This is a genomic window from Salinimonas sediminis (assembly GCF_003429285.1).
Taxonomy (GTDB): domain Bacteria; phylum Pseudomonadota; class Gammaproteobacteria; order Enterobacterales; family Alteromonadaceae; genus Alteromonas; species Alteromonas indica.
This window is the reverse complement of record NZ_CP031769.1, coordinates 3,653,346-3,675,850: the sequence shown is the minus strand read 5'-3', so window position 1 is coordinate 3,675,850 and position 22,505 is coordinate 3,653,346. Positions and strand designations below refer to the sequence as shown.

The 22,505-nt window shown below is 47.4% G+C and carries 20 protein-coding genes; 12 read left to right on the top strand and 8 right to left on the bottom strand.

Annotated features, from left to right (window positions below; all coding sequences use genetic code 11):
- Positions 1–3: 3 nt before the first annotated feature.
- The 3 genes from D0Y50_RS16105 to D0Y50_RS16095 are packed head-to-tail and all read right to left on the bottom strand — an operon-like array spanning position 4 to position 3,124.
- Positions 4–1,320 (bottom strand): mechanosensitive ion channel family protein, encoded by a 1,317-nt coding sequence (locus D0Y50_RS16105; protein WP_117317937.1) that lies wholly within the window; start codon positions 1,318–1,320, stop codon positions 4–6.
- Between the two features lie 2 nt (positions 1,321–1,322).
- Positions 1,323–2,216 carry an acyltransferase gene (locus D0Y50_RS16100; RefSeq protein WP_117318818.1) on the bottom strand — a complete coding sequence of 298 codons (894 nt, stop codon included), beginning with the start codon at positions 2,214–2,216 and terminating at the stop codon, positions 1,323–1,325.
- A complete protein-coding gene (locus D0Y50_RS16095; RefSeq protein ID WP_117317935.1) occupies positions 2,210–3,124 on the bottom strand; it encodes an acyltransferase in 915 nt (304 codons plus the stop codon). Before D0Y50_RS16095 ends, D0Y50_RS16100 begins: the two co-directional genes overlap by 7 nt.
- A 103-nt stretch (positions 3,125–3,227) precedes the next feature.
- On the opposite strand from D0Y50_RS16095, the gene D0Y50_RS16090 reads away from it, so the two are divergent.
- Positions 3,228–4,367, top strand: a complete 1,140-nt coding sequence (locus D0Y50_RS16090) for an S-(hydroxymethyl)glutathione dehydrogenase/class III alcohol dehydrogenase (protein ID WP_117317933.1) — start codon at positions 3,228–3,230, stop codon at positions 4,365–4,367.
- Between the two features lie 3 nt (positions 4,368–4,370).
- Positions 4,371–5,207 carry an S-formylglutathione hydrolase gene (fghA, locus tag D0Y50_RS16085; RefSeq protein ID WP_117317931.1) on the top strand — a complete coding sequence of 279 codons (837 nt, stop codon included), beginning with the start codon at positions 4,371–4,373 and terminating at the stop codon, positions 5,205–5,207.
- A gap of 109 nt (positions 5,208–5,316) precedes the next feature.
- On the opposite strand, the gene D0Y50_RS16080 is transcribed toward fghA, so the two are convergent.
- Complete coding sequence (locus D0Y50_RS16080) at positions 5,317–5,829, bottom strand: hypothetical protein (RefSeq protein ID WP_117317929.1); 513 nt, start codon at positions 5,827–5,829, stop codon at positions 5,317–5,319.
- Positions 5,830–5,939: 110 nt separating this feature from the next.
- The gene (locus tag D0Y50_RS16075; RefSeq protein WP_117317927.1) at positions 5,940–8,006 is read right to left on the bottom strand and encodes a TonB-dependent receptor; all 2,067 of its coding nucleotides are present in this window, start codon (positions 8,004–8,006) and stop codon (positions 5,940–5,942) included.
- Between the two features lie 716 nt (positions 8,007–8,722).
- On the opposite strand from D0Y50_RS16075, the gene D0Y50_RS16070 reads away from it, so the two are divergent.
- Positions 8,723–9,946 carry a cation:proton antiporter domain-containing protein gene (locus D0Y50_RS16070; RefSeq protein ID WP_117317925.1) on the top strand — a complete coding sequence of 408 codons (1,224 nt, stop codon included), beginning with the start codon at positions 8,723–8,725 and terminating at the stop codon, positions 9,944–9,946.
- Positions 9,947–10,204: 258 nt separating this feature from the next.
- Here the strand turns inward: D0Y50_RS16070 and D0Y50_RS16065 are convergent, their stop codons facing one another.
- Together D0Y50_RS16065 and D0Y50_RS16060 are read right to left on the bottom strand one after the other, a co-directional pair.
- Positions 10,205–10,468, bottom strand: coding sequence for a DUF7218 family protein (locus D0Y50_RS16065; protein ID WP_117317923.1), 264 nt, complete (start codon positions 10,466–10,468; stop codon positions 10,205–10,207).
- A gap of 185 nt (positions 10,469–10,653) precedes the next feature.
- Complete coding sequence (locus D0Y50_RS16060; protein ID WP_117317921.1) at positions 10,654–11,076, bottom strand: CBS domain-containing protein; 423 nt, start codon at positions 11,074–11,076, stop codon at positions 10,654–10,656.
- A 937-nt stretch (positions 11,077–12,013) separates the two neighbouring features.
- Here D0Y50_RS16060 and D0Y50_RS19600 point away from each other — a divergent pair.
- The 4 genes from D0Y50_RS19600 (at position 12,014) to D0Y50_RS16045 (ending at position 17,768) form a co-directional block, all read left to right on the top strand.
- On the top strand, positions 12,014–12,181 hold the full coding sequence (locus tag D0Y50_RS19600; protein ID WP_170145532.1) for a hypothetical protein: 168 nt from the start codon (positions 12,014–12,016) through the stop codon (positions 12,179–12,181).
- A gap of 759 nt (positions 12,182–12,940) precedes the next feature.
- Positions 12,941–14,053, top strand: coding sequence for an acetate/propionate family kinase (locus D0Y50_RS16055; protein ID WP_117317919.1), 1,113 nt, complete (start codon positions 12,941–12,943; stop codon positions 14,051–14,053).
- Positions 14,050–16,383: a phosphoketolase family protein gene (locus tag D0Y50_RS16050; RefSeq protein WP_117317917.1), complete on the top strand. Its 2,334-nt coding sequence runs from the start codon at positions 14,050–14,052 to the stop codon at positions 16,381–16,383. Before D0Y50_RS16055 ends, D0Y50_RS16050 begins: the two co-directional genes overlap by 4 nt.
- A gap of 98 nt (positions 16,384–16,481) precedes the next feature.
- Positions 16,482–17,768: a cytochrome P450 gene (locus D0Y50_RS16045; RefSeq protein ID WP_117317915.1), complete on the top strand. Its 1,287-nt coding sequence runs from the start codon at positions 16,482–16,484 to the stop codon at positions 17,766–17,768.
- 95 nt (positions 17,769–17,863) lie between these two features.
- Here the strand turns inward: D0Y50_RS16045 and D0Y50_RS16040 are convergent, their stop codons facing one another.
- Positions 17,864–18,193, bottom strand: a complete 330-nt coding sequence (locus D0Y50_RS16040; protein WP_117317913.1) for a four-helix bundle copper-binding protein — start codon at positions 18,191–18,193, stop codon at positions 17,864–17,866.
- Between the two features lie 723 nt (positions 18,194–18,916).
- Here D0Y50_RS16040 and dusA point away from each other — a divergent pair.
- From dusA to D0Y50_RS16015, 5 genes are all read left to right on the top strand, one after another.
- A complete protein-coding gene (gene dusA, locus D0Y50_RS16035; protein ID WP_117317911.1) occupies positions 18,917–19,954 on the top strand; it encodes a tRNA dihydrouridine(20/20a) synthase DusA in 1,038 nt (345 codons plus the stop codon).
- A 176-nt stretch (positions 19,955–20,130) separates the two neighbouring features.
- Positions 20,131–20,424: a hypothetical protein gene (locus D0Y50_RS16030; RefSeq protein WP_108568438.1), complete on the top strand. Its 294-nt coding sequence runs from the start codon at positions 20,131–20,133 to the stop codon at positions 20,422–20,424.
- Between the two features lie 431 nt (positions 20,425–20,855).
- Positions 20,856–21,059, top strand: coding sequence for a PspC domain-containing protein (locus D0Y50_RS16025; protein ID WP_108568439.1), 204 nt, complete (start codon positions 20,856–20,858; stop codon positions 21,057–21,059).
- Positions 21,059–21,397, top strand: a complete 339-nt coding sequence (locus D0Y50_RS16020; protein ID WP_117317909.1) for a hypothetical protein — start codon at positions 21,059–21,061, stop codon at positions 21,395–21,397. Before D0Y50_RS16025 ends, D0Y50_RS16020 begins: the two co-directional genes overlap by 1 nt.
- Positions 21,398–21,515: 118 nt before the next feature.
- On the top strand, positions 21,516–22,505 hold the full coding sequence (locus D0Y50_RS16015; RefSeq protein ID WP_108568459.1) for a DUF2333 family protein: 990 nt from the start codon (positions 21,516–21,518) through the stop codon (positions 22,503–22,505).

Below are 22,505 nucleotides of genomic sequence, written 5' to 3'. Positions count from 1 at the left end.
ATATTATTGCGGCTGGCTTGCTGAACTTAACTGTGCAGGCACAGCCACTGCCGGTTTTTTGGCTGGCGCAGCGAAATTACCTAAATGGCTGTCGCGTTGATAAGCTCTTAAATCGAAGGTGTCCAGCATTGCCAGCACATGGTCAAATATATCGGCTTGTACGGCCTCATATTTGGTCCAGGATTTCTCTACACTGAAGCAGTAGATCTCCAGCGGCAGGCCTAACTCATTGGGCGGGAGCTGTCGCACCATGTAAGTCAGCGACTGGTTAACTTTTGCATGCTTACCTAAATAAGCATCTAAATAAGCGCGAAACGTTCCGATATTGGTTAACCTACGGCTATTTAATAAATCTTCTTCTGCAATGTCATAATCTTTATGATAGGCACGTAGCTCGTTCAACTTTTTATCGATATATTCCGAGATATAACGAATCTTGCCAAACCGAGCTAACATTTCATCATCGCACAGCCGTACCGAATGGATATCAATATAGATGGCTCGCTTAATTCGCCGGCCACCGGACTCCTGCATACCCCGCCAATTTTTTACCGCCTCATTAGTTAATGAGTAGGTGGGCAGGGTGGATATTGTCATATCCCAGTTCTGCACTTTACAGTTGGTCAGGCCGATCTCCTGAATCTCGCCATCTACCTCGTATTTCGTTATCTGAATCCAATCACCGTTTTTAAACATCCGGTTTGCCGCTATTTGTATACCGGCCACAAACCCTAAAATTGTATCTCTGAAAATGAGCAACAATACTGCCGCTAATGCGGTTAAACCAGAGAGGATAATCAGCGGATTGCGGTCTATCACTATTGAAATACTTAACAGTAAAACAATAATAGAAAACATTAGTTTACCCACCTGAATGAACCCGGTTATTGATGCCCGGTTAGCCAGATAGGAGGCGTTATACATATCTTCCAGCGTAGAAAGCAAAGCAAAGATAGTTAATAGGGTGGTGTACATCATGTACAACAACGACAGCTTGATCAGGCTGCCATGTAACAGGCCAGTTTCTTCAATTAACACCGGGGTCAGCAAAAAAACTGTTAAGGCGGGTGCCAAATGAACCAGGCGACGGAAAAAGCCGTGCTCAAGTAATGCGTCGTCCCAGCCATTCTTGGTTTTGCCAATAAGCCGTTCGGCGTAAAACCGCACTACCAGCCGAACCAATATGTAGGTAACGAGGGCGGAAACAATAATGGTAGAGGCGGCTAAAAAGTTATACAGCGCGTCATCCGGCTGAACGGTTGGGAATATCTTCTCAACTAAGGTGTGGAATAAATCTCGCGCGGAGTTGGTCAGTTCCAATATTAGCTCTCCAAAATTTGTGAAATACGGTCATCTTTACTTTTCCATAACCGGTTTAGCCAAGCCTGAAATCCTTCTCGGTATTGCGCATCGGTAAAATAGTCGCCCTTTACCTCGGTGGGAACCGCAATAACATTGACATCAACAATAATACGCTGCATCTGGCCGCATAGCATGGCCATCATCGGATGGGCGCGGTTATCCGGGTAAAGCAGTGAGATATCCAGTATGTTGGTAAAAAGATCACCCATGGTCGCCAGGGTAAATGCTATACCGCCTGCTTTGGGGGGCAGTAAAGCGTTAAATTGGCTGGGCTTAGCAGCATGTTTAGCGTGGGTAAACCGGGTTCCTTCAACAAAATTAATAACGGTAGTTGGCGTATGTGTAAATTTTTGACAATACCGCTTGGTGGTGTCGATATCTTTGCCTTTGAGATGCGGATTACGCGCGACAAATGCTGGTGAATAGCGGCGCATAAACGGCATATCTAAAGCCCAAGCCGCCAAGCCTACAAAAGGAAGCCAAATAAGCTCTCGTTTCAAAAAAAATTTCGGCGCAGGTATACGGCCATAAGCCAGCTCTATCAGTAATATGATATCTAGATAGCTAAGGTGGTTGGCTATAATTAAATACCAGCTGTGGCGCGATACTGGGGCACTAAAGCGCCGTTCTATACTGACCGGATTAAATAGCTTTATCATCGCTACGCTAAGGCGTCCAAAGCACAATAAAAAACCCTGCATCAAAATAGCCAAAGCGCGCTGCAACCGGGCGAAGGGCAGCAGTAACTTCACCAACCCAAATATTACAATCAATGAGCCCCACACTGCCATATTAGCAATTTGCAGGGGAGTATGAATAATAAATATTAAGGGGGCTAATGCAGTTCTCATAATGGCGTTTGCGATGAATTCATTGATGCCAGTAATTGATCTTTTTGTGTCCAGCGCTGGTTCAGCCACATCTGAAAGCGGGCACGTTGCGCAGGATCAGAGAAGTAAGTGTCGCTGTAGAAGCCACCTTCAACGATCTGTTTAATCGGTGTCACCATCACGTCCACCCGAATTTCTTTTACCCTGCCGCAAACAAAGTCCCAGTACGAAGGAACGCCGCCAGGATACACAATGGTGACATCAATTAGCTTATGCAGCTGGTCACCCATTGCAGATAGTACAAAGGCAATGCCGCCGGCCCGAGGCTTTAATAAGTGGGTAAATGGAGATTGCTGAGCAGCATGTTTGGGTTGGGTGAAACGGGTACCTTCAACAAAATTCATGATACTCACGGGTTTATACTTGAATTTTTCACAAGCTTGCCGTGTAGTTTCCATATCTTTGCCTTTCATATGCGGGTTTTTCGCAATAAACGACTTTGAATATCGCCGCATGAAAGGAAAATCTAATGCCCACCAGGCCAGCCCCAATACCGGTACCCAAATCAATTCTTTCTTCAGGAAAAACTTCAGAAAAGGGATTTTACGGTTGAAAATACGCTGTAATACCAAGATATCTACCCACGATTGGTGGTTCGCTACCACCAGGTACCAGTCGCGAGGTGACAGCTGATCCAATCCTTTAATCTGCCACTGCGTATTACTCAATAGCCGTTGATTTAGGTTATTGATACCGATCCAAGCGGTTGCGCACCCATCTAGCAAATAAGTGATAAACCGGCGAGAGGGCGCAAAGGGTATTAATTTGCACACTGATAAAAGTAAAATCGGCGTGGTCCAGAATACCGTATTAACAAAATAGATAATAACAGAAAGAGACCCAAGTAAATGGTGGCCCAGGTTTTTAAGCATGGCGTTTACCTCTAATATTTGGGGCGTAGTGTAAACGAGATTGAACTAAAAGCCGATAGACCCTTTACTGTTAATCACCAAACCAATGAAACCGGAGAATAAAATGAAAGGTCAATCAATTACCTGTAAGGCCGCGGTAGCATGGGAAGCGGGCAAGCCGTTAGCTATTGAAAGTATTGAAGTGGCGCCGCCTAAAGCCGGTGAAGTCCGGGTCAAAGTATTAGCCAGTGGTGTGTGCCATACGGATGCATTTACCTTGTCAGGGGATGATCCTGAAGGGGTATTTCCAGCGATATTAGGCCATGAAGGTGGCGGTATCGTAGAATCAGTAGGCGAAGGCGTTACCTCTGTGGCGCCGGGCGACCATGTGATCCCGCTATACACCCCTGAATGTGGTGAGTGTAAATTCTGTAAGTCGGGTAAAACTAACTTGTGTGGCAAAATCCGCGAAACCCAGGGCAAGGGCCTGATGCCCGATGGTACTACTCGTTTTAGCAAAGACGGTAAGCCGATTTACCATTATATGGGAACCTCTACTTTTGCCGAATACACCGTGTTACCTGAAATTTCGCTGGCCAGAGTGAACAAAGAAGCACCTTTAGAGGAAGTTTGCCTATTAGGGTGCGGGGTAACTACCGGGATCGGTGCCATTTTAAATACTGCCAAAGTGGAAGAGGGCGCAACCGTAGCTATTTTTGGTTTAGGCGGTATTGGTTTATCCGCTATTATTGGTGCGGTAATGGCCAAAGCCGGTCGAATTATAGCCATAGATATTAATGAAAGTAAGTTCGATCTGGCTAAGCAACTTGGCGCGACAGATGTCATCAACCCAAAGGCGTACGACAAACCTATTCAAGAGGTTATTGTTGAATTAACCGATGGCGGCGTGGATTATTCCTTTGAGTGTATAGGGAATACTGATGTGATGCGTAGCGCGCTCGAATGTTGCCATAAGGGCTGGGGAGAATCGGTAGTTATTGGTGTAGCGGGCGCTGGTCAGGAGATATCGACCAGACCTTTCCAACTGGTCACCGGTCGTGTATGGCGTGGTAGCGCTTTTGGTGGCGTTAAAGGCCGTTCAGAGCTACCAGGAATGGTGGAACAGTACCTCAATGGCGAAATTCCATTAAAGACATTCATTACCCATACCATGGGATTGGATGATATCAATCACGCCTTTGAATTGTTGCACGAAGGCAAAAGCATTCGCAGCGTAGTGCATTTTGATGCGCTTGAGGGGTAATCAGTGAAGTTAGTAAGCGAAAATCGCGCATTTGGTGGTACCCATAGCCGCTATACACATCAGTCTGACACCGTAAATTGCGAAATGACATTTGCGGTGTTTTTACCGCCGTTTGCCACTAAAGAAAATCCGGTACCGGTACTTTACTGGTTATCTGGGTTAACCTGTACCGACGAAAATTTCATGCAAAAGGCCGGTGCTATGAAGCTGGCGGCGCAGCTTGGAATGGCTATTGTAGCCCCGGATACCAGCCCCCGGGGTGAACAAGTGGCGGATGAAGATAGCTACGATATGGGCAAAGGGGCCGGGTTTTACCTGAATGCCACCCAGGCGCCCTGGGATAAGCATTATCAAATGTACGATTACATTACCAAAGAATTACCTGCTTTGATTGAAGACACTTTTCCGGTAACCGGTGAAAGAGCTATCAGCGGGCATTCAATGGGCGGTCATGGCGCGCTGGTTATTGCATTACGCAATCCCCAGCAATATGTGTCGGTGTCAGCCTTTAGCCCGGTCTCTAACCCCACAAACTGCCCATGGGGGCAGCAAGCGTTCAGTAAATATCTGGGTGACGATACCTCGCTCTGGCAGGAATACGACGCTGCCGTACTGTTATCTCGCGAGCAACATTATATTCCAATAATGGTAGAGCAGGGGCGGGCCGACCAGTTTTTAACTGAGCAGCTCAAACCAGAGGCATTGATTAGCAACGCGCAGAAAACCGATACTCAGATTACTTTAAATATGCATGAAGGATACGATCACAGTTATTTCTTTATTGCGTCGTTTATTGATGAGCATCTGCAATTTCACGCGGCTAATCTTGGCTTAATTTAGCGTCGTTACATTAGGCTTCACATACAGCTTGTCGCAAATAAGTAGAGGGTGAGCACTTGCTCACCTTTTTTGCGTGGAAGGGCTAAAGCCTATGTGCATACAGCATTGTTCAGGAACGCTCACTTACTGATTGCTGGATGGCTCTGCTTACTGCAATCCAGGTAGCCTGATCTTTAGCCACCACGCGACTAATCGCGAATGAATGGCTTACAAAATGGTAGGTTTTTACCTTCGCAAGACGGTTCATAGAGTAATCTGAGGGTAAGCCGGCAGCATGTAAAAAACGGTTTACTATGTTGCTATGCTGCGATTGGCGCGCCTGAAATGCCTGGCTCATCAACAGACTATAGGCTTTTAACGCCAGCGCTTGATTTGCCCGTTGGACCCGAGCCAACACCGCGACCACCAGCAAAGTAAGACAGACTACACCAAACACATTCGGCAACGTGGCAATCGCGCTGGTAGCCGGGTACACACTCAGCTTTTGTGCATATACCGTATCAAAATTTTGATAGGTACTGTAGGCCATCGCCATTAGCAGTAAAAGGCTTACCAGCGCTACGCATAGCAACAGTTTAAGGTTTTTTTGCCGATGGCCGATAGCCTGTTCCAGTTCTGTCATGATTATCGTATCTGTACATTAGGACCCGTAGGGTAACGTGATGCTGAGGGGGGTTCAATTAGGCCCCCTTCAGCACCGCCGCTGCCGTGTAGCAACAAACCTGCGGGGCATCAATATTCGTAGGTTATGCTAAGCATAACGTTTCGGGGCCGACCGGGAAAATAGCGGTCGCCGCCAAACGCCGAGTAGTCAGCCCGTTCTGCATAGTGCTCATCCAATAGGTTGTTTATTCGAGCGAACACCGTGAGCCCGGTATCGATTGGATAGCTGGCGCGCAGATTGAAGAGATCATGCCCTTCATAGTCGTGAAGATTTTCCGGGTCAGTATAATAACGGGCCACATGCTGCCATTCCAATTCCACCCGGCCATCTTGGTCGAATGTGTAACCCAGGCGCGTATTAAATTGTGTTTTGGGCGCGGTATCAAGATCGTTACCGTTGATGTTGATACCGTTGAGCAACTCGTCGTGCTCGTAGGTGTGCCGCGCATAACTGCCTGCAAAGGCCATATCCCATTGTTTGCTGAAGGCATATTGCATCGAGACTTCTAATCCACGGCTCCAGGTTTCGCCATTATTGATATTGAAAAAGTCACTGTCGCGATAGATAACTTCATCCTTACGCAACGAATACAACGATACCTGATAAGCAAGTGCCGCAGCCTGTCCTGAAACCCCGACCTCAATATTATCGGCGGTCACTGCATCGAGCTCTGCAACGGTTTGATCGCGCTGCAGGCGATACAGCTCGGTAGCCTGTGGCGCCCGATAACCGCGAGCGATAGTGGCATACAACGTAGCTTTGGGGTTAACCGTATATTGTACAATTAATTTGGGGCTTATATTGCTAAAGCTATTGTCGCCAGACGGGGGACGGGAGTAGCGACATCCCCCCAATCCGCACTCACTGCCATCCTCCCGGGTGCGGCCTGCGAGCATGTTATTGGTATAATCGTATTTCATATGCTCATACCGACCACTTACTTGCAGCTGCCACGCCTCTTGCTGCCAGTTAAAAGCCACGAAAGGCGCATACATTGTGGCATTGACGTCGTAGTCATAATGTTTGCCTGCCGGTACGGTTTCGGTTAAAAACGCTGAGCCCGGGGTCGCGCCCTGTTGATACTGAAGTAACCCACCTTCAGTGTATTCAGCGTCAAGGCCGATATCCCAAAAGGTATTGGCGTTAGCATAATACCGATATTGGCTTAATACCCCTACACCACGCTGATCGTTTTCTTCCATCGGCGTACCGGGTAAAAAATGCATTTTGAATTCCATATCCTGGTCCCGCACATAAGGGGTAACCGACAACGCATTGTTACCCTCAAGCTGCCACTCCAAGCGGCTCCACAGCCGCAAAGCGGTAGCTTTACGAAAAGCCCCGGGATCTTCGTTATTGTGTACGGCGGCATCATCTTTATAGGCCTGATAACCAGTAATATAGCCAGCGGTATCCTGATCAAGATGGGTATAAGTAAGGCCGCTCATTACGCGCAGATTACCGGTTTCGATACGATGGCGCAGGTTTACTTTTTGCTGTTCCACACCCTCGTCGTCACGGTAACCGGTGTCGTGGGTTACGCTGGCGTTTATACCGATACCAGTATCGCCATAATCTTTACCTTGACGTACTTTAAGGCGATTGTAGCCAAACGAACCATAATCCCACCCCAGCATATGCGTATCTTGAGTGGTGTCTGGCGTAATAACATTTATCACGCCATGAATTGCATTGGACCCGTACAGCGCCGAAGCCGGGCCTTTTAATACTTCAATACGCTCGGCCATTTCGCTGTGGGCTTCAAATAGCTCGTTGATGTTACAAAAGCCGGCGGCGCGTAGAGGTATGTTGTCTTCCGCCGCTAAAATACCGCCGCATGCGCCGGCGCCGGTTAATACCGCTGAACGCAGTGCCGGCAGATATTCTTGCCCATTACCGCGCTGTACGCCAGCTCCGGCAATGTAATTAAGCATTTCCTGAATGTGTGAAGCAGCAGTAAAAGTAATCTCCTGCTCAGCAATTTCACTGGTAAGCAGGTCAGTGTTCGATGGGCTGGCTGAAATGCGTGAGCCGGTGGTAATAATGTGCTCGATATCAGATGAGCGGGTATCGGCATAAAGCGGTGAAGCGACGAGAGCCAATACCAGAATCGAAATATTACGCGGTGCTGCCATTCGTTATCCTTGTTTAATAATTAAGGCGCGTGCTTAAATTAACTAACGCATGCAAGTCTGTGATTTACGCAATTTGTATACTAAACGGTGAAGCGTTAACGATAAAGGTGCAGCCCGGCTTACTGTCTGATAAATGATGGCTTTATTCGCAGACTGACGATAAACGTATCAAATTCCCACGCCACGATGAATATTTACCGTAGAGGCCGTGGCGGCTATCCCGTTTACTGAACTACCCGATGGGATGGTACGTTCAAAGGGTTAACATCACGCCGGCCAGCTCGGGTGTTAGACCACACTGCGCACCACATGCACACCGGGTTACACCATAGTGCTGCGTAGTGTCGCCGGAAAAGGGTGTAAAAGTATACGCACCCATATACGCAAGCCGAAAAACCCGGATCAGCTACCTCTTATTTAACCTAGGATAAGCGTAAACCCGGTGGTAGTGGCAGAGGAGTACGTAACGTGCTACTGGTGTGGTACTTGCACAGCCAAACGGGTGTGCAAAATGCGCGCTAGCGTGGTTAATGGTGCGTGAGAGGCTGTATAAAGACCACATGCGGTGGGACCCTAACGAGCTATTTATTGGTATCACGGGATGATTTGGCCGTTTGATCTATCCGAGTGGGCTATCCGAGTGGGCTATCCGAGTAAGCTATCCGAGTGAGCTATCCGGGGTATGTTACCGGGGAATGAAACTAGGAGAATAAGTCATGGAACAACTTAATCTTGCACTGGCAGCCGCCGGCGCTACGGTTTTATGTTTGGGCATGTTCACCCGACGAATTAACCACTCGTATTTTTCAATCCCGCTACTGGCACTCATAAGCGGTATTGTGCTCGGCCCGTTAGGTACCGGTCTGTTGCTACCCTCGAACTGGGGGGATAGTTTTAAAATTCTGGAGGAAGGGGCCCGCCTTACTCTTGGTATCAGCTTGATGGCTATTGCCCTGCGGATACCCAAAGACTTTCTGTTTAAACATCGTACGTCCTTGTTTATTTTGCTTGGCATAGGTATGCCAGCGATGTTTCTTATCAGTGGCTTAATGGTTCACTGGGCATTGGGTTTACCTTTTCTTGTAGCATTACTGGTCGGAGCCGCTATCTGCCCTACTGATCCGGTAATCGCCAGCTCTATAGTCACTGGCGGGCTGGCCCGCGAGCATCTACCTGAAGCCTTTCGGTATGGACTGTCTACAGAGTCAGCCGCCAATGACGGTCTGGCGTATCCGCTGGTTTTCTTGCCTATTTTGTTGTTAAAGCCGAACCAGGAAAGCCCCTGGCTTACCTGGTTGTGGGACGCCATATTGTGGCCTATTGGGGGCGCGGTAGTGTTAGGTATTGGTTTAGGCTGGGCAGTGGGCAAAAGTTTATTGTGGGCAGAACGTCATAACACGCTCGATCACAAAGCGTTTTTAGCGACGACCCTGGCGTTAACCATGCTGGCCCTGGGGTTAGGCAAATACTTTGCTACTGATAGTATAGTGGTTGTTTTCGTGGCCGGGGTGGTATTTAGCCAGTTAGTTGGCGGGGCCGCCCGGGCAAAAGAAGACAATGTTCAAGAAACGGTAAATCTGTTTTTCACCATCCCCATTTTTATCCTCTTTGGTTTGATGCTGCCAGTCGAACGCTGGCTGGAGCTTGGCTGGGGCGGGGTCATATTTACCCTAGGGGTGCTTTTGTTCAGACGAATTCCGGTGATTCTTTTGCTGGCGCCTGTTATGCCGCTGTGGAAAAACTGGAAGCTTGCGTTATTGGCTGGCCACTTTGGGCCTATCGGTATTTCAGCCCTTTTCTACAGCATGGTGATACTGGATAAAAGTGGACACGATATAGCCTGGGTAGCGGGTAGTTTGGTGGTAACCGCCTCTTTGGTTGTGCATGGCACAACTGCAGCGCCCTCAGCAAGGCTGTGGGCCAGGATCCACGAAAAGTGATCAGCCGTTATATGGTGGGGGTATCTAATACGCATGCTCGTTAAGCAGGTAAGCGGCGGCGCCCGTGCTATGTTTTATTATGGTATAGCGAAAAAGGAAGAACGAGCCGGTACTACCCAGCTGCTACCCTGTGTCCATGCGTAAAATCACTTGATGGCCCGCAATGCCAGATAAAACAAGCTAAGCTAATAAAAACCACTATTACTACGCGGCTATGCTTCATCAGCTTGGTCTTATCAGCTTAGCCTGCATACACTGTTAGTGATTACGTAGAGCATCAATAAGCTCGTCTTTATTCATCGTTGAGCGGCCATCGATGCCTACCTCTTTCGCTCTTTGATAAAGTTCGTCTTTTGTGCGATCTTCATATTTACGGCTTTTCCCCTCTTTTTTGGAAGGCTGTTGGGCTGAATTATTTTGCGCATTGGCTATGCGGGCGGACTTTTCCTTACTGTAGCCTTGGTCGCGTAACTCTTCATATGTATCGTCGTTTTTAATCTGGTTACCGTGGTCTTTTGCCATCACAAATTCCTTACTGGATTTTGTTACAGGTTATTGAGAAATCCCGTTTTCTGTATGTAGTTAAATAAAGTTATAAACCTACAGCTAAACGAAGATGTATTTAAAAACCTGTAGTGGATAATAGATTGTATTAGTGCATAGATAATTATGGAGGCCTGTAATAGGCCTCGTGTAACGGGTACTAACTAATGGTAATGCTTACAGCAGTCTACAATAGATTTAGCCGTTTCATTGCTATCACACCGGCTTGCAATATCGGCCACTGAAACAATGCCGACAAGACGTTTACTCTCTTGATTATCCAGTACAACTAAGCGCTGAACTTCATTTTTTCGCATGTTATTTAGTACGGTTTCAGTATCATCGCCTTTAAAACAATAAAGCACAGGCTCACTGGCTATTGAGGCAATCTCATCATCAAGATTTTTTCCTTTAGCAATAGCTTCAATAACCAAATCCCGGTCGGTAACCGTTCCTATAAGTTTATCGCCTTCGTAAATTGGCATTAAACCCGCTTTAAGCTCAGCCATTCTGTTTGCTACTTCTTTTACACTAGCGGTGGATGTAACAACTTCAGTATTTTTTGACATAACTTCATCAACTAACATTGCACTTCTCCATAATGTAAATACCTGAAATCATTTTCAGGTACTCTCTAGCAAGCAATTTCGATTCCATGGAGGGACGCTAGACATTAAACATTGCAGGGAAGGGAAGGGAAGGGAAGGGAAGGGAAGGGAAGGGTTACGTCAAAAGGCCGGTAAGCAAAATTATAACGGTAAAATTATAAAAAATTAAAAGCCGCTCCTTGCCCCAAATCAAGCTATACACGAGTTAGCAGGTGTTTAACATGGCTTATTCTAAGCTACGACTGAACAATGAGCGGGGTGCTTTAGAAAAATGGTCCAGAATTGGCTATACACGCAATATACACAAATCTATTAGTGAGCTGACCGTACAAAAGCGACTTGAATCGTATAGCACGGGTTATTGATATAATACTATTTTACTACTTTTTATTATAGCTGGTTACTAGGTAGTAGGTGGGATGTTGGGGAGGTAAGGCGCGTGTTACTTCTTCATAGTGAGTTTAGCGTGGTTTACCCCATTATCGTGTTCTGATTGCCAGAGCCTGCCGCCGATATGCATCTATCTACGACGATTCTATCGTCTACATTAGAGTGTATCAGGGCTCTACCACATTATGCTGCACGTGATAACAACGCGAGGGGTGCGGGCCCAACCGAGTACCACGGGCGTGTGCTAGCAAAGAGTAAAGCGAACTAGGCAGACAGTTAAATGTTGCTGGAGCCTGACGGCAAATTCTCCAAAAATTAAGTTTTTTTCATTATTGGTGAAATGAAGATATCCAGATAGGATAAAACTAATACTGCTCACATTAGCAAGGAGGTAGACGGTGGTTATCTTGCATGGAAAAAAGTAATTAGCGGAGAAAGCCAGTATCGATTTCAGCAATTCACCTACATTATTGATGCATTAAGTGCCTATTGCAAAAGGCGAGCTCTACGCGTAGTTGATATTACGGTGGTGAAAGATACCGAAACGTTATCGGTACAGTTGGAATCAGGCTTGTCTTTACAGTGTTCTCTGGACCCATGCGGAAGGGTCAAACTCATGCAGGCCGGGGAAAAAGCAAATGTAGTAGCTACCCTGATACTGAATAATGAAGAGTGGGTGATAGAGGAGGAATAAACATGGTTTTGTGACCAGCGTGTGTTACACCCACCTTCTTATTTTTTCCTATACCACAATTACAATTATTAAGTGGTCGTTTACCTATCTCAATATCCTACCCAGAACAATCGGCAAAATAAATACAGACTATTATCTACAAAATACCGCCGGAAAGTATAAGTATTAAAAAGCGGCGGTGTTAGTAAATGTGGTGTTAGTCAAAATAGAAGCAGCGTGACCTATTTTAGCAAATTAGCCGGAAAGCATAGGTTTACTATCATAGTAATAAAGTATTCAATATTCCGTCTTTAAAAATAAGGTGTGGGATTTTATTACAGGATGATTGATAAATATTTCATTGTTAAAAGAGCCGTTTAAAAAGCGGGTTTTTTTGAAGGTGAACCTTAGCTTTTATTCTATTCATTTCTGGCAAACATAACGCGCATTGGTATTAGGTGTGGTGTTATTTTTTAAGGTTTACCCAATCGTCATGGGTTGGCGAAGTTGGTAAAGCTATTGCTTAATTCATATCTTATTCATTTATTATTCTTCAAATTCAACTACGGCCATTATGTAAGGTTGATGTTTAGCCTGTACCTATTCTGCTAGTGAAAATAAGTTAAGCCCCGGCGTCGCCCTATTAATAACCACCAGGTGACTTGGTGTTGCGGTCAGCCCCAGTACTATTTTGCTATAGCATGTTATTACAACAGCGCGGGGTAAAAAATTTCACACTGAGGGGGACGGGGTGAATTTACTGCATTTCGAGGTAATATTATGTCAGAAGAATCTGAGCCTTATCCGTTATCCTCCCAACGAATACTGGTATGTAACGCGGGTAGCGGCTCACTGGAAATGATGGTGACGCAAAACGCTACTGAGCGGGACCATTGTCAGTTCGAGGGAACACCCTCGCAGGTAAAGGAGTATTTTGCAGATTATATCTTGTCTATACAGCCGTGCGATGCTGTATTATTCAGAATTGTTCACCTTGGCGAAGTGAAATCTCACCCGGTTGAAGTAACTAGCGATACGCTGGCAACCATTGCTCACTGGGCGCCACTGGCGCCTCTTCATAATGATATTGCACTGAACCTGATAAACATTACCATGCAGCAATGGCAGCACGCAAAACATTATGTATTTGGTGATTCCGTTTTGTTCTGTGAACTACCCAACAAGGCACGCCAGTACTTTCTGCCTACAAATCTCAGCCCCAGGTGGCCTATCAGGAAATATGGATTTCATGGTATCGCCCATCAGTCCCAGTGGAATACCCTCCGCCAGCAAAGCGCATATTCCAAAGTTATCACCGTTCATTTAGGCGGTGGTGGATCGCTTACGGCTTGGAAAGATGACAGGGTAATAGATACTACTATGGGCTTCACGCCCACCGAGGGGATCCCCATGACCACCCGCAGCGGCAGCCTGGATCCGAATATTATTCTGCATTTGCTTGAAAAAGAGCAACTGCCGTTAGATACGCTAAAGCAACTGGTAAATGGTGAGGCCGGTCTTGCTGGGGTAAGTAACACCTCTGGCGATTACCGTGATCTGAAGCAAGAATCTACGCCTGAAGCGAAACTAGCTATTGATATGTACACGCATGAGTTAGCCAAAGCTATTGGAGCCTTTGTTGCCATTCTAGGCGGTATTGATGCGATTGCCATCGGCGGGGGATTAGGCGTGAATCAACCCGACTTGCGCCAACGGGCGCTAGGCGGTCTTGCCCATTTTGGTATTCAGCTTGATCAGGCAAAAAACGCCAATACCACGGCCCTGGGGGCTATTCATGATAGCCATTCCCCTTGCGCGGTTTGGGTTACACCAACCCGCGAATGTGAAGAAATGTTACGTCAGTTTCATTTATCAGAAAAGGAGCGACAGTGAGCAACTTATTCAGCAATGAGACGCAACAACAATTATTTGATGAGTGGACAAAAGGCTATGGCATTATCGAGCATACGCCCCAGACCATTGACTCGGTAAGAGCCTACTTAGGCCAGCACAATAGTCACAACACTGTAGCGTCGCCTTTGCGGCCAGAGGAAGTATTGCACCTTCTCAAGGCCGCCGATCGCGTGTGCAATGCCGGTATGTGGTTAGTGGCACATATGACGTACGCCAACAAGGTAGCTACCAACGGGGAGCGCCTTGCAGCACAAGATTTTAAAGCTAAAGCGCAAGGCCACACGGGTGGCTCTTTAAATATGGCCATTGGCTATACAGGCTATTTACTGGCAAATGCGCTATCAGGCCGCACCCGTTCCTGGATAATGGGGCAAGGACATTGCGTGGCGGCTATCGAGTCATTAAATACCATTCTGGCAAACCAATATCCTGAAAAAGCAGAGGTTTACCCACCTAATGAAAGTGGCTTTAACCGATTGTGTGAAGATTTTTATCGCTATGATTTAGATGCTGATAATAACTTGGTGTCACAAGTGGGAAGCCATGTAAATGCAGCCACCGCTGGTGGGATTATCGAGGGGGGCTATTTAGGCTTTGCCGCGCTTCAATACGCCCACATGCCGTTACCCGGACAGGAGCTGGTGGCCTTCCTCAGCGATGGAGCCTTTGAAGAGCAAAGAGGCAGCGACTGGGCGCCGCGCTGGTGGCGAGCAGAAGATACCGGCATAGTGGTACCGGTGATGGTGGCCAATGGAAGAAGGATAGATCAGCGAACCATGATAGCTCAGGAGGGCGGACCGGGCTATTTAGAGCAGCATCTTGCGCTACATGACTTTGATCCCTGGGTTATCGATGGTAAGGACCCGGCCGCCTATGCAATGGCTATCATAATGGCGTCTACCACACTGGCCAACCGGGCGCGGGAAGTGGCTGATAATAAAGCGTCATATCCTTGCCGCATGCCGTATATTATCGCGCATGTGCCGAAAGGTTACGGGCTTCCTCAAGCAGGTACAAATGCGGCCCATAGTCTGCCATTAGGCGGCAGTATTCGCGACGACAAGCAGGGCCAAGAGGCGTTTTATCGTGCTACCGAAACGCTCTTTGTTCCGCCCGAGGCACTAGAGAAAAGCACCACCACGCTGAATAATCATGCCACTACTCATAGGGTAAAAGAACAGGATCACGCTTTACGCTGCTTTGACAAGCTAACCCTGCATTATCCGCCTGCACATTACGCCCACCCGGGCAAAGAAGCCTCGTCACTATCGCAGATGGATAAATGGTTTACTGAATTTATGAAAGGCAATACCGAAGTGCGTTTCAGGTTGGGCAATCCTGACGAAATTCAGAGTAACCGGATGTCAGAGGCCCTAACGTATTTAAAGCACCGGGTGGTGGCACCAGAAGATACAGACTCTGAATCGACCATCGGCGGGGTAATTACCGTATTAAACGAAGAAACCGCGATATCTGCTGCGCTGGCCAATAAACAGGGGGTAAATTTAGTTGTTTCCTATGAAGCATTCGCCATGAAAATGCTAGGCGCTATGCGCCAGGAAGCGATTTTCAGCAGAAATTTGCAGCTGGCAAACCGCCAGCCAAACTGGACGAGCGTACCGGTTATTGCTACATCCCATACCTGGGAAAACGGCAAAAACGAGCAGTCGCATCAAGATCCTAAATTCGCTGAAAACTGGCTGTGTGAAATGGCCGATACGGCACCTGTTTATTTTCCGGTAGATGCCAATTCCGCGTTAGCGGTACTAAAGCATACTTATCAAACTTATGGCCGTATAGCGGTAATTGTTGCAGCCAAAAAACCACTACCTACCGTGATTCCTGCTACCGATGCTGACCAGGCTGTAAAAGACGGAATGTTTATCATGGAAGCGGCGGGCGACGCTATGGTGCAACTCATTGCGATAGGCGGGTACCAGCTTCAGGCTACGTTGCAAGCAGCCCAACAGTTGCGCCAAAACGCTATCAGCTGCACCGTGATTGCATTATTAGAACCCGGAAAATTCAGAGCGCCGCGCGACACGCACGAAGCCGATTATTGTCATTCAGATGAACGTCTTCAGGCGCTTTTACCCCAATGTAAGGTTCAGGTTGTGGTGAGCCATACCGGTGCAGATGTTATCGCAGGGGTGTTGCGGCGGTTAGATTTAGGCCCTCAGCGGTCAGCCTTTATGGGTTATAAGAATCACGGCGGCACGCTAAACCTTGAAGGCTTGCAACACGTTAATTCCCAAACCCCTGACGATATCGCAAAGAAGGCCAAGCAAATGTTGGGTAACCTGCATTAATCCAAAACGTTAAATGAACAGCAGTGACTACGTTGCCCAAAGCGGGTGACGTAGTTAACCCGAAAACTACCCCATGATATCCATGAAGGTTAAAGACTATGGGAAATTTCTCCACAAAATATCTTGATCACACCCTCGGATTATATCGGGATCCCTATCGTTATATCTCCAGGCTATGCAAACAATACGACACTGATGTGGTGGAAACACGTCTTTTGCTGCAAAAATTTATATGTATTAGAGGCGAAGAAGCCGCCCGTTTATTTTACGACAACGCGAAGTTTAGTCGGCAAAATGTCGCCCCGGCCAGAATTCAGAAAACCCTGTTTGGTAAAGGCGGGGTGCAGGGTATGGACGAGGCTGCCCATAAACATCGCAAAGCGATGTTTATGCAAATGCTGGTGCCGGAAAAAATTACTGCACTATCGACCATAGCTCAGCGCCGCTGGGAGCAGCGTATCGGCGAATGGGACGGGGCGGACAATATCTGTTTGTATACGCAAACCCGTAATCTGCTTACCCAAGCAGTGTGTGAATGGGCAGGGGTGCCGTTAGAGTCTGCCGAAGTTGAGAAACGCTCAAAAGAGTTGGCTTCGCTTTATGAAGAGGCGGGCAGTATTGGTATTTCCCATTGGAAAGCACGCCGTGCCCGTAAGCAGAGTGAAAAGTGGCTGGGTACTGTTATTGAAGCCCTTCGCGCGAACCCTAAGGCGAAGCCCGAGACGCCAGCACAAGTTATTGCGTTACATAAAGACATTGACGATCAGCTGCTGGATGTAAATGTTGCAGCAGTAGAATTAAATAACTTACTACGCCCCACGGTGGCGGTATCTATTTATATTTTGCAATGCGCCCACGCTTTGCAAAGTTATCCAAACTGGCGCGCTCGGCTTCGAGAGGGCACACCTGAAATGCTGGATAATTTCGTTCAGGAAGTACGTCGCTTTTATCCGTTTTTTCCTTTTGCAGTGGCCAGGGTTAAGCATGCCTTTACATGGCATGACCAGCAATTTTCTAAAGGGCGTAAGGTATTACTTGACCTGTACGGTACTAATCATGACCCGCGTATATGGGAAAAGCCAGACACATTCTACCCTCAGCGTTTTGCCGATGCAGCGGACAATACTTATCGATTGATACCGCAGGGGGGCGGAGATCATTATCGTAATCATCGATGCCCTGGCGAGTGGGTGGCCATTGAACAAATGAAAATAGCCACCCAGGCACTACTGCGTTGTGACTATGAGGTATCTGCTGAGCATCTTGATATAGATATGAAAACCTTACCAGCCCGGCCCTCCAGTAAGTTCGTACTCAGGCGCGTGCGTCAGCATTCAATGGCTAAGGGCGGGCGTAAGGGCGACGGGTATCTACCATCAACTTAGCGGCCTAAACCTGGCTTTGAGCGATAACGCTGGTTAACCACAGCCGTCTGGGCTAAAGACAAATTGGGCCAGGCAACGTCGCGCCTGGCTTTGTATCATGCGGCCATAGCACGGCAGGCTTTAGCACATTCAGCACATACTGCTGCGCATGTTTGGCAGTGGTCCGCTTCGTGCTTACGGCATTCCTCTGCACACATTTCACAGATTTGCGCGCATAACGAACATATGCTTCCGGCGTACTCGCTATTGCGAGCCATAGCCCCAGCGGCCAGCCGGCATATTGCCGCGCAATCTATATCACGCTTTATACACTGCGCCATTTGAGCGATATTTTCTTCTGCTAAGCACGCGGTAGAACAGTTATCGCACGCATCGGCACAACGATTACAGGCATCAATACATTCGGCGTATTTTTGATAAGTCATAATAGAGCTCCTTCTTTATACGTAAAATTGATAATGTTACTGCGCAAAATAACCCACCGATAAAATGAAACCATCGGTAAATAAAAAGCCCCAAGGGGGGAACCAATAGAGTTGCTAAACCCATGCCAACGTTCATAAGCTTTTTGGGCTAAGAACATGTCCCTGCGGCAAGGGGTATAAGACACCAGGCTACTGGGGCCAATAAGAAAAGTTAACCGCGCCGCAGTGGTATTAATGGTTGGTAGAGGAGGCGTTGTCTTAGCGCGTAGGCACGGCCAGCACGGCCACCTTAAGTAATAGTGGCAGGCGAGATTAAATTATTGGCTGTCGGGCGGGGCCTTCAGCAGTATCTGGTCTGGTTCGTTTACCGCTAAACCCGCTCAGGCTATGGCGTTATAGCCTGCTATGGTAAGGGGCGGGGCTGCTTCACACCCGGTTAAAAATAAAGGTTCGCCCTAACTCCCGGCTGGTGTTATTAGCGCAATGGCCCCGCGTAAAGAGAAAACGATCTGGCCTTTGTTTTTCTGATTGACGGAAGTAGAATATACGGTTCAAGCTTCGCGGCGCCCAGGCTAACTGACGAATAAGCCCTGTTTTCATATTGCTGCTGGGTTGTAAACGGGCCAAAATCAGTGAAACACAATGGAAATGTCACTTATTTAAAAACCGGTAAAAATGCGATTAGCTTTACTTTTTTACAGATAAACCAAGGTGTTAAGTTTTATGTCTGACATTTCTTTAAACCGGCGCTTCAGCGTTGCTCCTATGCTGGACTGGACTGACCGCCACTGCCGTTTCTTTTTGCGTCAACTGTCTGCCCATACTCTGTTATATACCGAAATGGTGACCACCGGGGCTTTAATATTCGGTAAGGGCGATTATCTTGCCTATAACCAGGAAGAGCATCCGGTTGCCTTACAATTGGGTGGTAGCAATGCCGACGATATGGCGCGTTGTGCGGTGATGGCGCAGGAACGTGGTTATGATGAAGTAAATATCAACGTAGGGTGCCCCTCTGATCGCGTTAAAAACGGCAGTTTCGGGGCGTGTCTGATGGCCCAGCCCGATGCCGTGGCGCGTTCAGTAAAAGCCATGCAGGCTAAAGTTGATATCCCGGTTACCGTAAAATGCCGTATTGGCATTGACGATATGGACGAATATGAAGATTTCTCGCGGTTTATTGAAGTGGTCGCCAGCGCCGGGTGCGATACATTCATTGTGCATGCGCGAAAAGCCTGGTTGCAAGGGCTAAGCCCCAAAGAGAACCGTGAAGTTCCGCCTTTAAACTATCCACGGGTTCACCAGCTCAAACAAGCATACCCTGATTTACATATTAGTATTAATGGTGGCATTAAATCACTCGAAGCGGCGAAGCAACAACTTGATTGTGTCGATGGCGTGATGGTTGGCCGGGAAGTTTATGCCAACCCCTACCTGCTAAGCGAGGTGGATAGCACGATCTTCAACGATGGCAGGGCAATACCTACGCGGGCGCAGGTGGTGCATCGGATGCAGGACTATATTAATCGTCAGGACGAACCTTATTTCAAACCGTGGCATGTCGCCCGACATATTCTTGGTTTGTATCAAGGCCAGACAGGTGGCCGTATATGGCGGCGCTATCTGAGCCAACATGGTACTGGCAAAAACCCGGATCCTAACTTACTGATGAACGCATTAGAACAGGTGGACGCGGCGCAACAGCAACAACAGGAGTTTGAAGCGCAAAAGGTGGCCAAAACCACTAACCAGGTTAGCTAATTTGGCTAATAATTAAGTATCATGCATGTGTAGCGCGAAAGCGTTTCTAGCTTAACTTGAAGAAGTATATGTAATTCAATGAGTTAATTTTTTATTAAGCGTTGGCATAGCTTTCGCTATCTATTGTTTATCGTACATTGAGTACTACTACCCGACACTAGAAAAGGAAATTGACCATGAACGCTACACACCTGTTGTCCACCGTTTTTATTGCATCATCACTTATCGGCGCACCTGCATTTGCTAAACAAGCTTCTGTAGAGGAAGTCGTTGGCGATATGCTAAGCGACTTAATGGCCCATACTGCCCATGAAATTCAGCTGGATGTACAACAGGCTGTGGCCAATACGGTCTACTTCTTTGAACCAGATGCTACGCACAACCAACGCGGTACAGTGAATATTAAAGATTTATCGGCTGCCGCTGACAAACCTGCCAAACAAGAAGAGTCACAAGAAGCTCAGATGTAAATAGAGCATCCAATTGAAAAAGCAGCGCTGGCTGCTTTTTTTTGGTCTTCACATGCAAAGTGGTGCATCTGACGAATAAGTTGGCTAATTTCGCTATTATTCACCTGTACGCCGCTCACTGCTCCTTAGAATATCCCTTGTGAAAACAAATAGTTTTTTTAAAACAGTAAGTTAGATTTTTGGTATGGCAATTGTAATAGTTCTGGAAATACCAAATGAGATTGCCGCAAAGCATGTTCGGCAATAGCGACCCAATAAGTGATAAACGACGACTATTGGCGGGCAGTTCCCGGCTGGTGTTAGCTAACGGGGGCATCGCTAAGCCCGTCAGCAAAAGAACTGCGCAATGTTGAGTCGTTTAGGTCCAGGCTGCCGCTAAAGGCAAACCAACATTTAACAAGTACCATCTTACTGAAACAACAGGAGTCACTATGAAAACGGTAAATTCGGATAAACGTATCCATCGTATTATGAGCCAGTCGGTTATTAGTGGTGTTTGTGCAGGGCTGGCTCGATACCTTGGGGTTGATGCCCTGTGGGTGAGAATCGCGGCAGGTATAGCGCTGTTTATGCTGCCGGGGATTACCGTTATCGCTTATATCGCGGCGGTAATGTTGCTGCCACGGTGGGCGTGATGAAAAACCTTATTGTGGCGGTCGCTATTGCTGCGGCTCTGGCATGGGCAGCAGGTGGCGCGCTGACCGATTGGTTTGGCATGACGGTGTATCTTAACCACGATATGCTGTCACCATTGGAAGGCCTGCTGGTTTTTTTAATGCTGGCAGTTGTGTTTGCCGTGATAGGCTTTATAGTGGCGATCAGTATGCTGGGCGCTATATCTATAGGTCTGATAGCCGCCCTTGCCGGGCTTGCGGTATTCGGTATCAGCCTGTTCTGGCCAATCCTGCTGGTAGTGGCACTGGTAATGATTGCCCGAAGTGTGCAAAATCGGCATCAGACACGCTCTACCTGAGCCCAGCCCCTTGCTGCCGTCCTTTGCGCGCAGGGGCAGAACAGCTATGCTATGCGTTACTCCCTACATGGTTTGCAGGCGTATAGCATTACAACAATAAGGAAAAGCAAAGTTGAGCATTAAACAGCATCTTAATGTTAAGCGAATTGGAACAGTCGTAGCCCTGTTACTGATTATCTTTTGGGTAATAGGGTGGTACTGGAGCCTTTCTCCCACCACGTTTAATGTCAAGCAGCGGGTGTCTGCTCAGGCAGCCAAAGCATCGCACCCACAAATCCCCGGCTATACTATGACCACCACGATGATAATGGTGGCCGAGACCTTATTGGATAAGCCTGGCGGTTATTTATCGAATGATGTTATGCCGCCTGGAATCCTTCTGGACGATATGCCTGCATGGGAATTTGGGGTGCTGGAAATGACCCGGGATTTAGCCATGTCTATGCGAAAAGACTTTACCCGTTCCCAGTCTCAGTCAGTGGAAAACAAATACATCGCTAAAGCGGTGCCGCAGTTTAACATGGACCATCGCAACTGGATGTTTCCAGCGGCTGAATCAAGTTATCGTAAAGGCATTGACCTGCTTTATTCTTACCGTAAAGACTTAACGGCCGCGGGCAGCGGCGACAGTCAGTTTTATACCCGAGCCGACAATTTGCGCGAGTGGATAAAAATGGTAGAGAAGCGCTTGGGCAGCTATTCGCAACGGTTGAGTGCCAGCGTGGGATCTGCACGCATCAATACCGATATGGCCGGGCAACGTAATGCAAAGAATAAAAGCCAGGTATCGGAAAAGCAGGTAAAAACCAGCTGGTGGAAACTGGATGATGTATTTTTTGAAGCCAAAGGTGCTTCCTGGGCTATGTTGCAATATCTGAAAGCCGCCGAAATTGAATTTGCTGACGTATTGGAAGATAAAAATGCACTGGTGAGCTTGCGGCAAATCATTCGTGAATTAGAGGCCACTCAGCAAACGGTTTGGAGCCCAATGATTTTAAATGGGGATGGTTTTGGCATGATGGCCAACCATTCACTGGTAATGGCAAATTATATTTCCCGTGCAAATGCTGCACTTATTGAACTTTCCGAACTGATGAATCAAGGATAA

Coding starts and splice junctions, on each gene's coding strand:
- D0Y50_RS16095 (WP_117317935.1), bottom strand. CDS start 3,124: ATGCTTAAAAACCTGGGCCACCATTTACTTGGGTCTCTTTCTGTTATT.
- D0Y50_RS16090 (WP_117317933.1), top strand. CDS start 3,228: ATGAAAGGTCAATCAATTACCTGTAAGGCCGCGGTAGCATGGGAAGCG.
- D0Y50_RS16080 (WP_117317929.1), bottom strand. CDS start 5,829: ATGACAGAACTGGAACAGGCTATCGGCCATCGGCAAAAAAACCTTAAA.
- D0Y50_RS16075 (WP_117317927.1), bottom strand. CDS start 8,006: ATGGCAGCACCGCGTAATATTTCGATTCTGGTATTGGCTCTCGTCGCT.
- D0Y50_RS16070 (WP_117317925.1), top strand. CDS start 8,723: ATGGAACAACTTAATCTTGCACTGGCAGCCGCCGGCGCTACGGTTTTA.
- D0Y50_RS16065 (WP_117317923.1), bottom strand. CDS start 10,468: ATGGCAAAAGACCACGGTAACCAGATTAAAAACGACGATACATATGAA.
- D0Y50_RS16060 (WP_117317921.1), bottom strand. CDS start 11,076: ATGTTAGTTGATGAAGTTATGTCAAAAAATACTGAAGTTGTTACATCC.
- D0Y50_RS16055 (WP_117317919.1), top strand. CDS start 12,941: ATGTCAGAAGAATCTGAGCCTTATCCGTTATCCTCCCAACGAATACTG.
- D0Y50_RS16045 (WP_117317915.1), top strand. CDS start 16,482: ATGGGAAATTTCTCCACAAAATATCTTGATCACACCCTCGGATTATAT.
- D0Y50_RS16040 (WP_117317913.1), bottom strand. CDS start 18,193: ATGACTTATCAAAAATACGCCGAATGTATTGATGCCTGTAATCGTTGT.
- dusA (WP_117317911.1), top strand. CDS start 18,917: ATGTCTGACATTTCTTTAAACCGGCGCTTCAGCGTTGCTCCTATGCTG.
- D0Y50_RS16030 (WP_108568438.1), top strand. CDS start 20,131: ATGAACGCTACACACCTGTTGTCCACCGTTTTTATTGCATCATCACTT.
- D0Y50_RS16025 (WP_108568439.1), top strand. CDS start 20,856: ATGAAAACGGTAAATTCGGATAAACGTATCCATCGTATTATGAGCCAG.
- D0Y50_RS16020 (WP_117317909.1), top strand. CDS start 21,059: ATGAAAAACCTTATTGTGGCGGTCGCTATTGCTGCGGCTCTGGCATGG.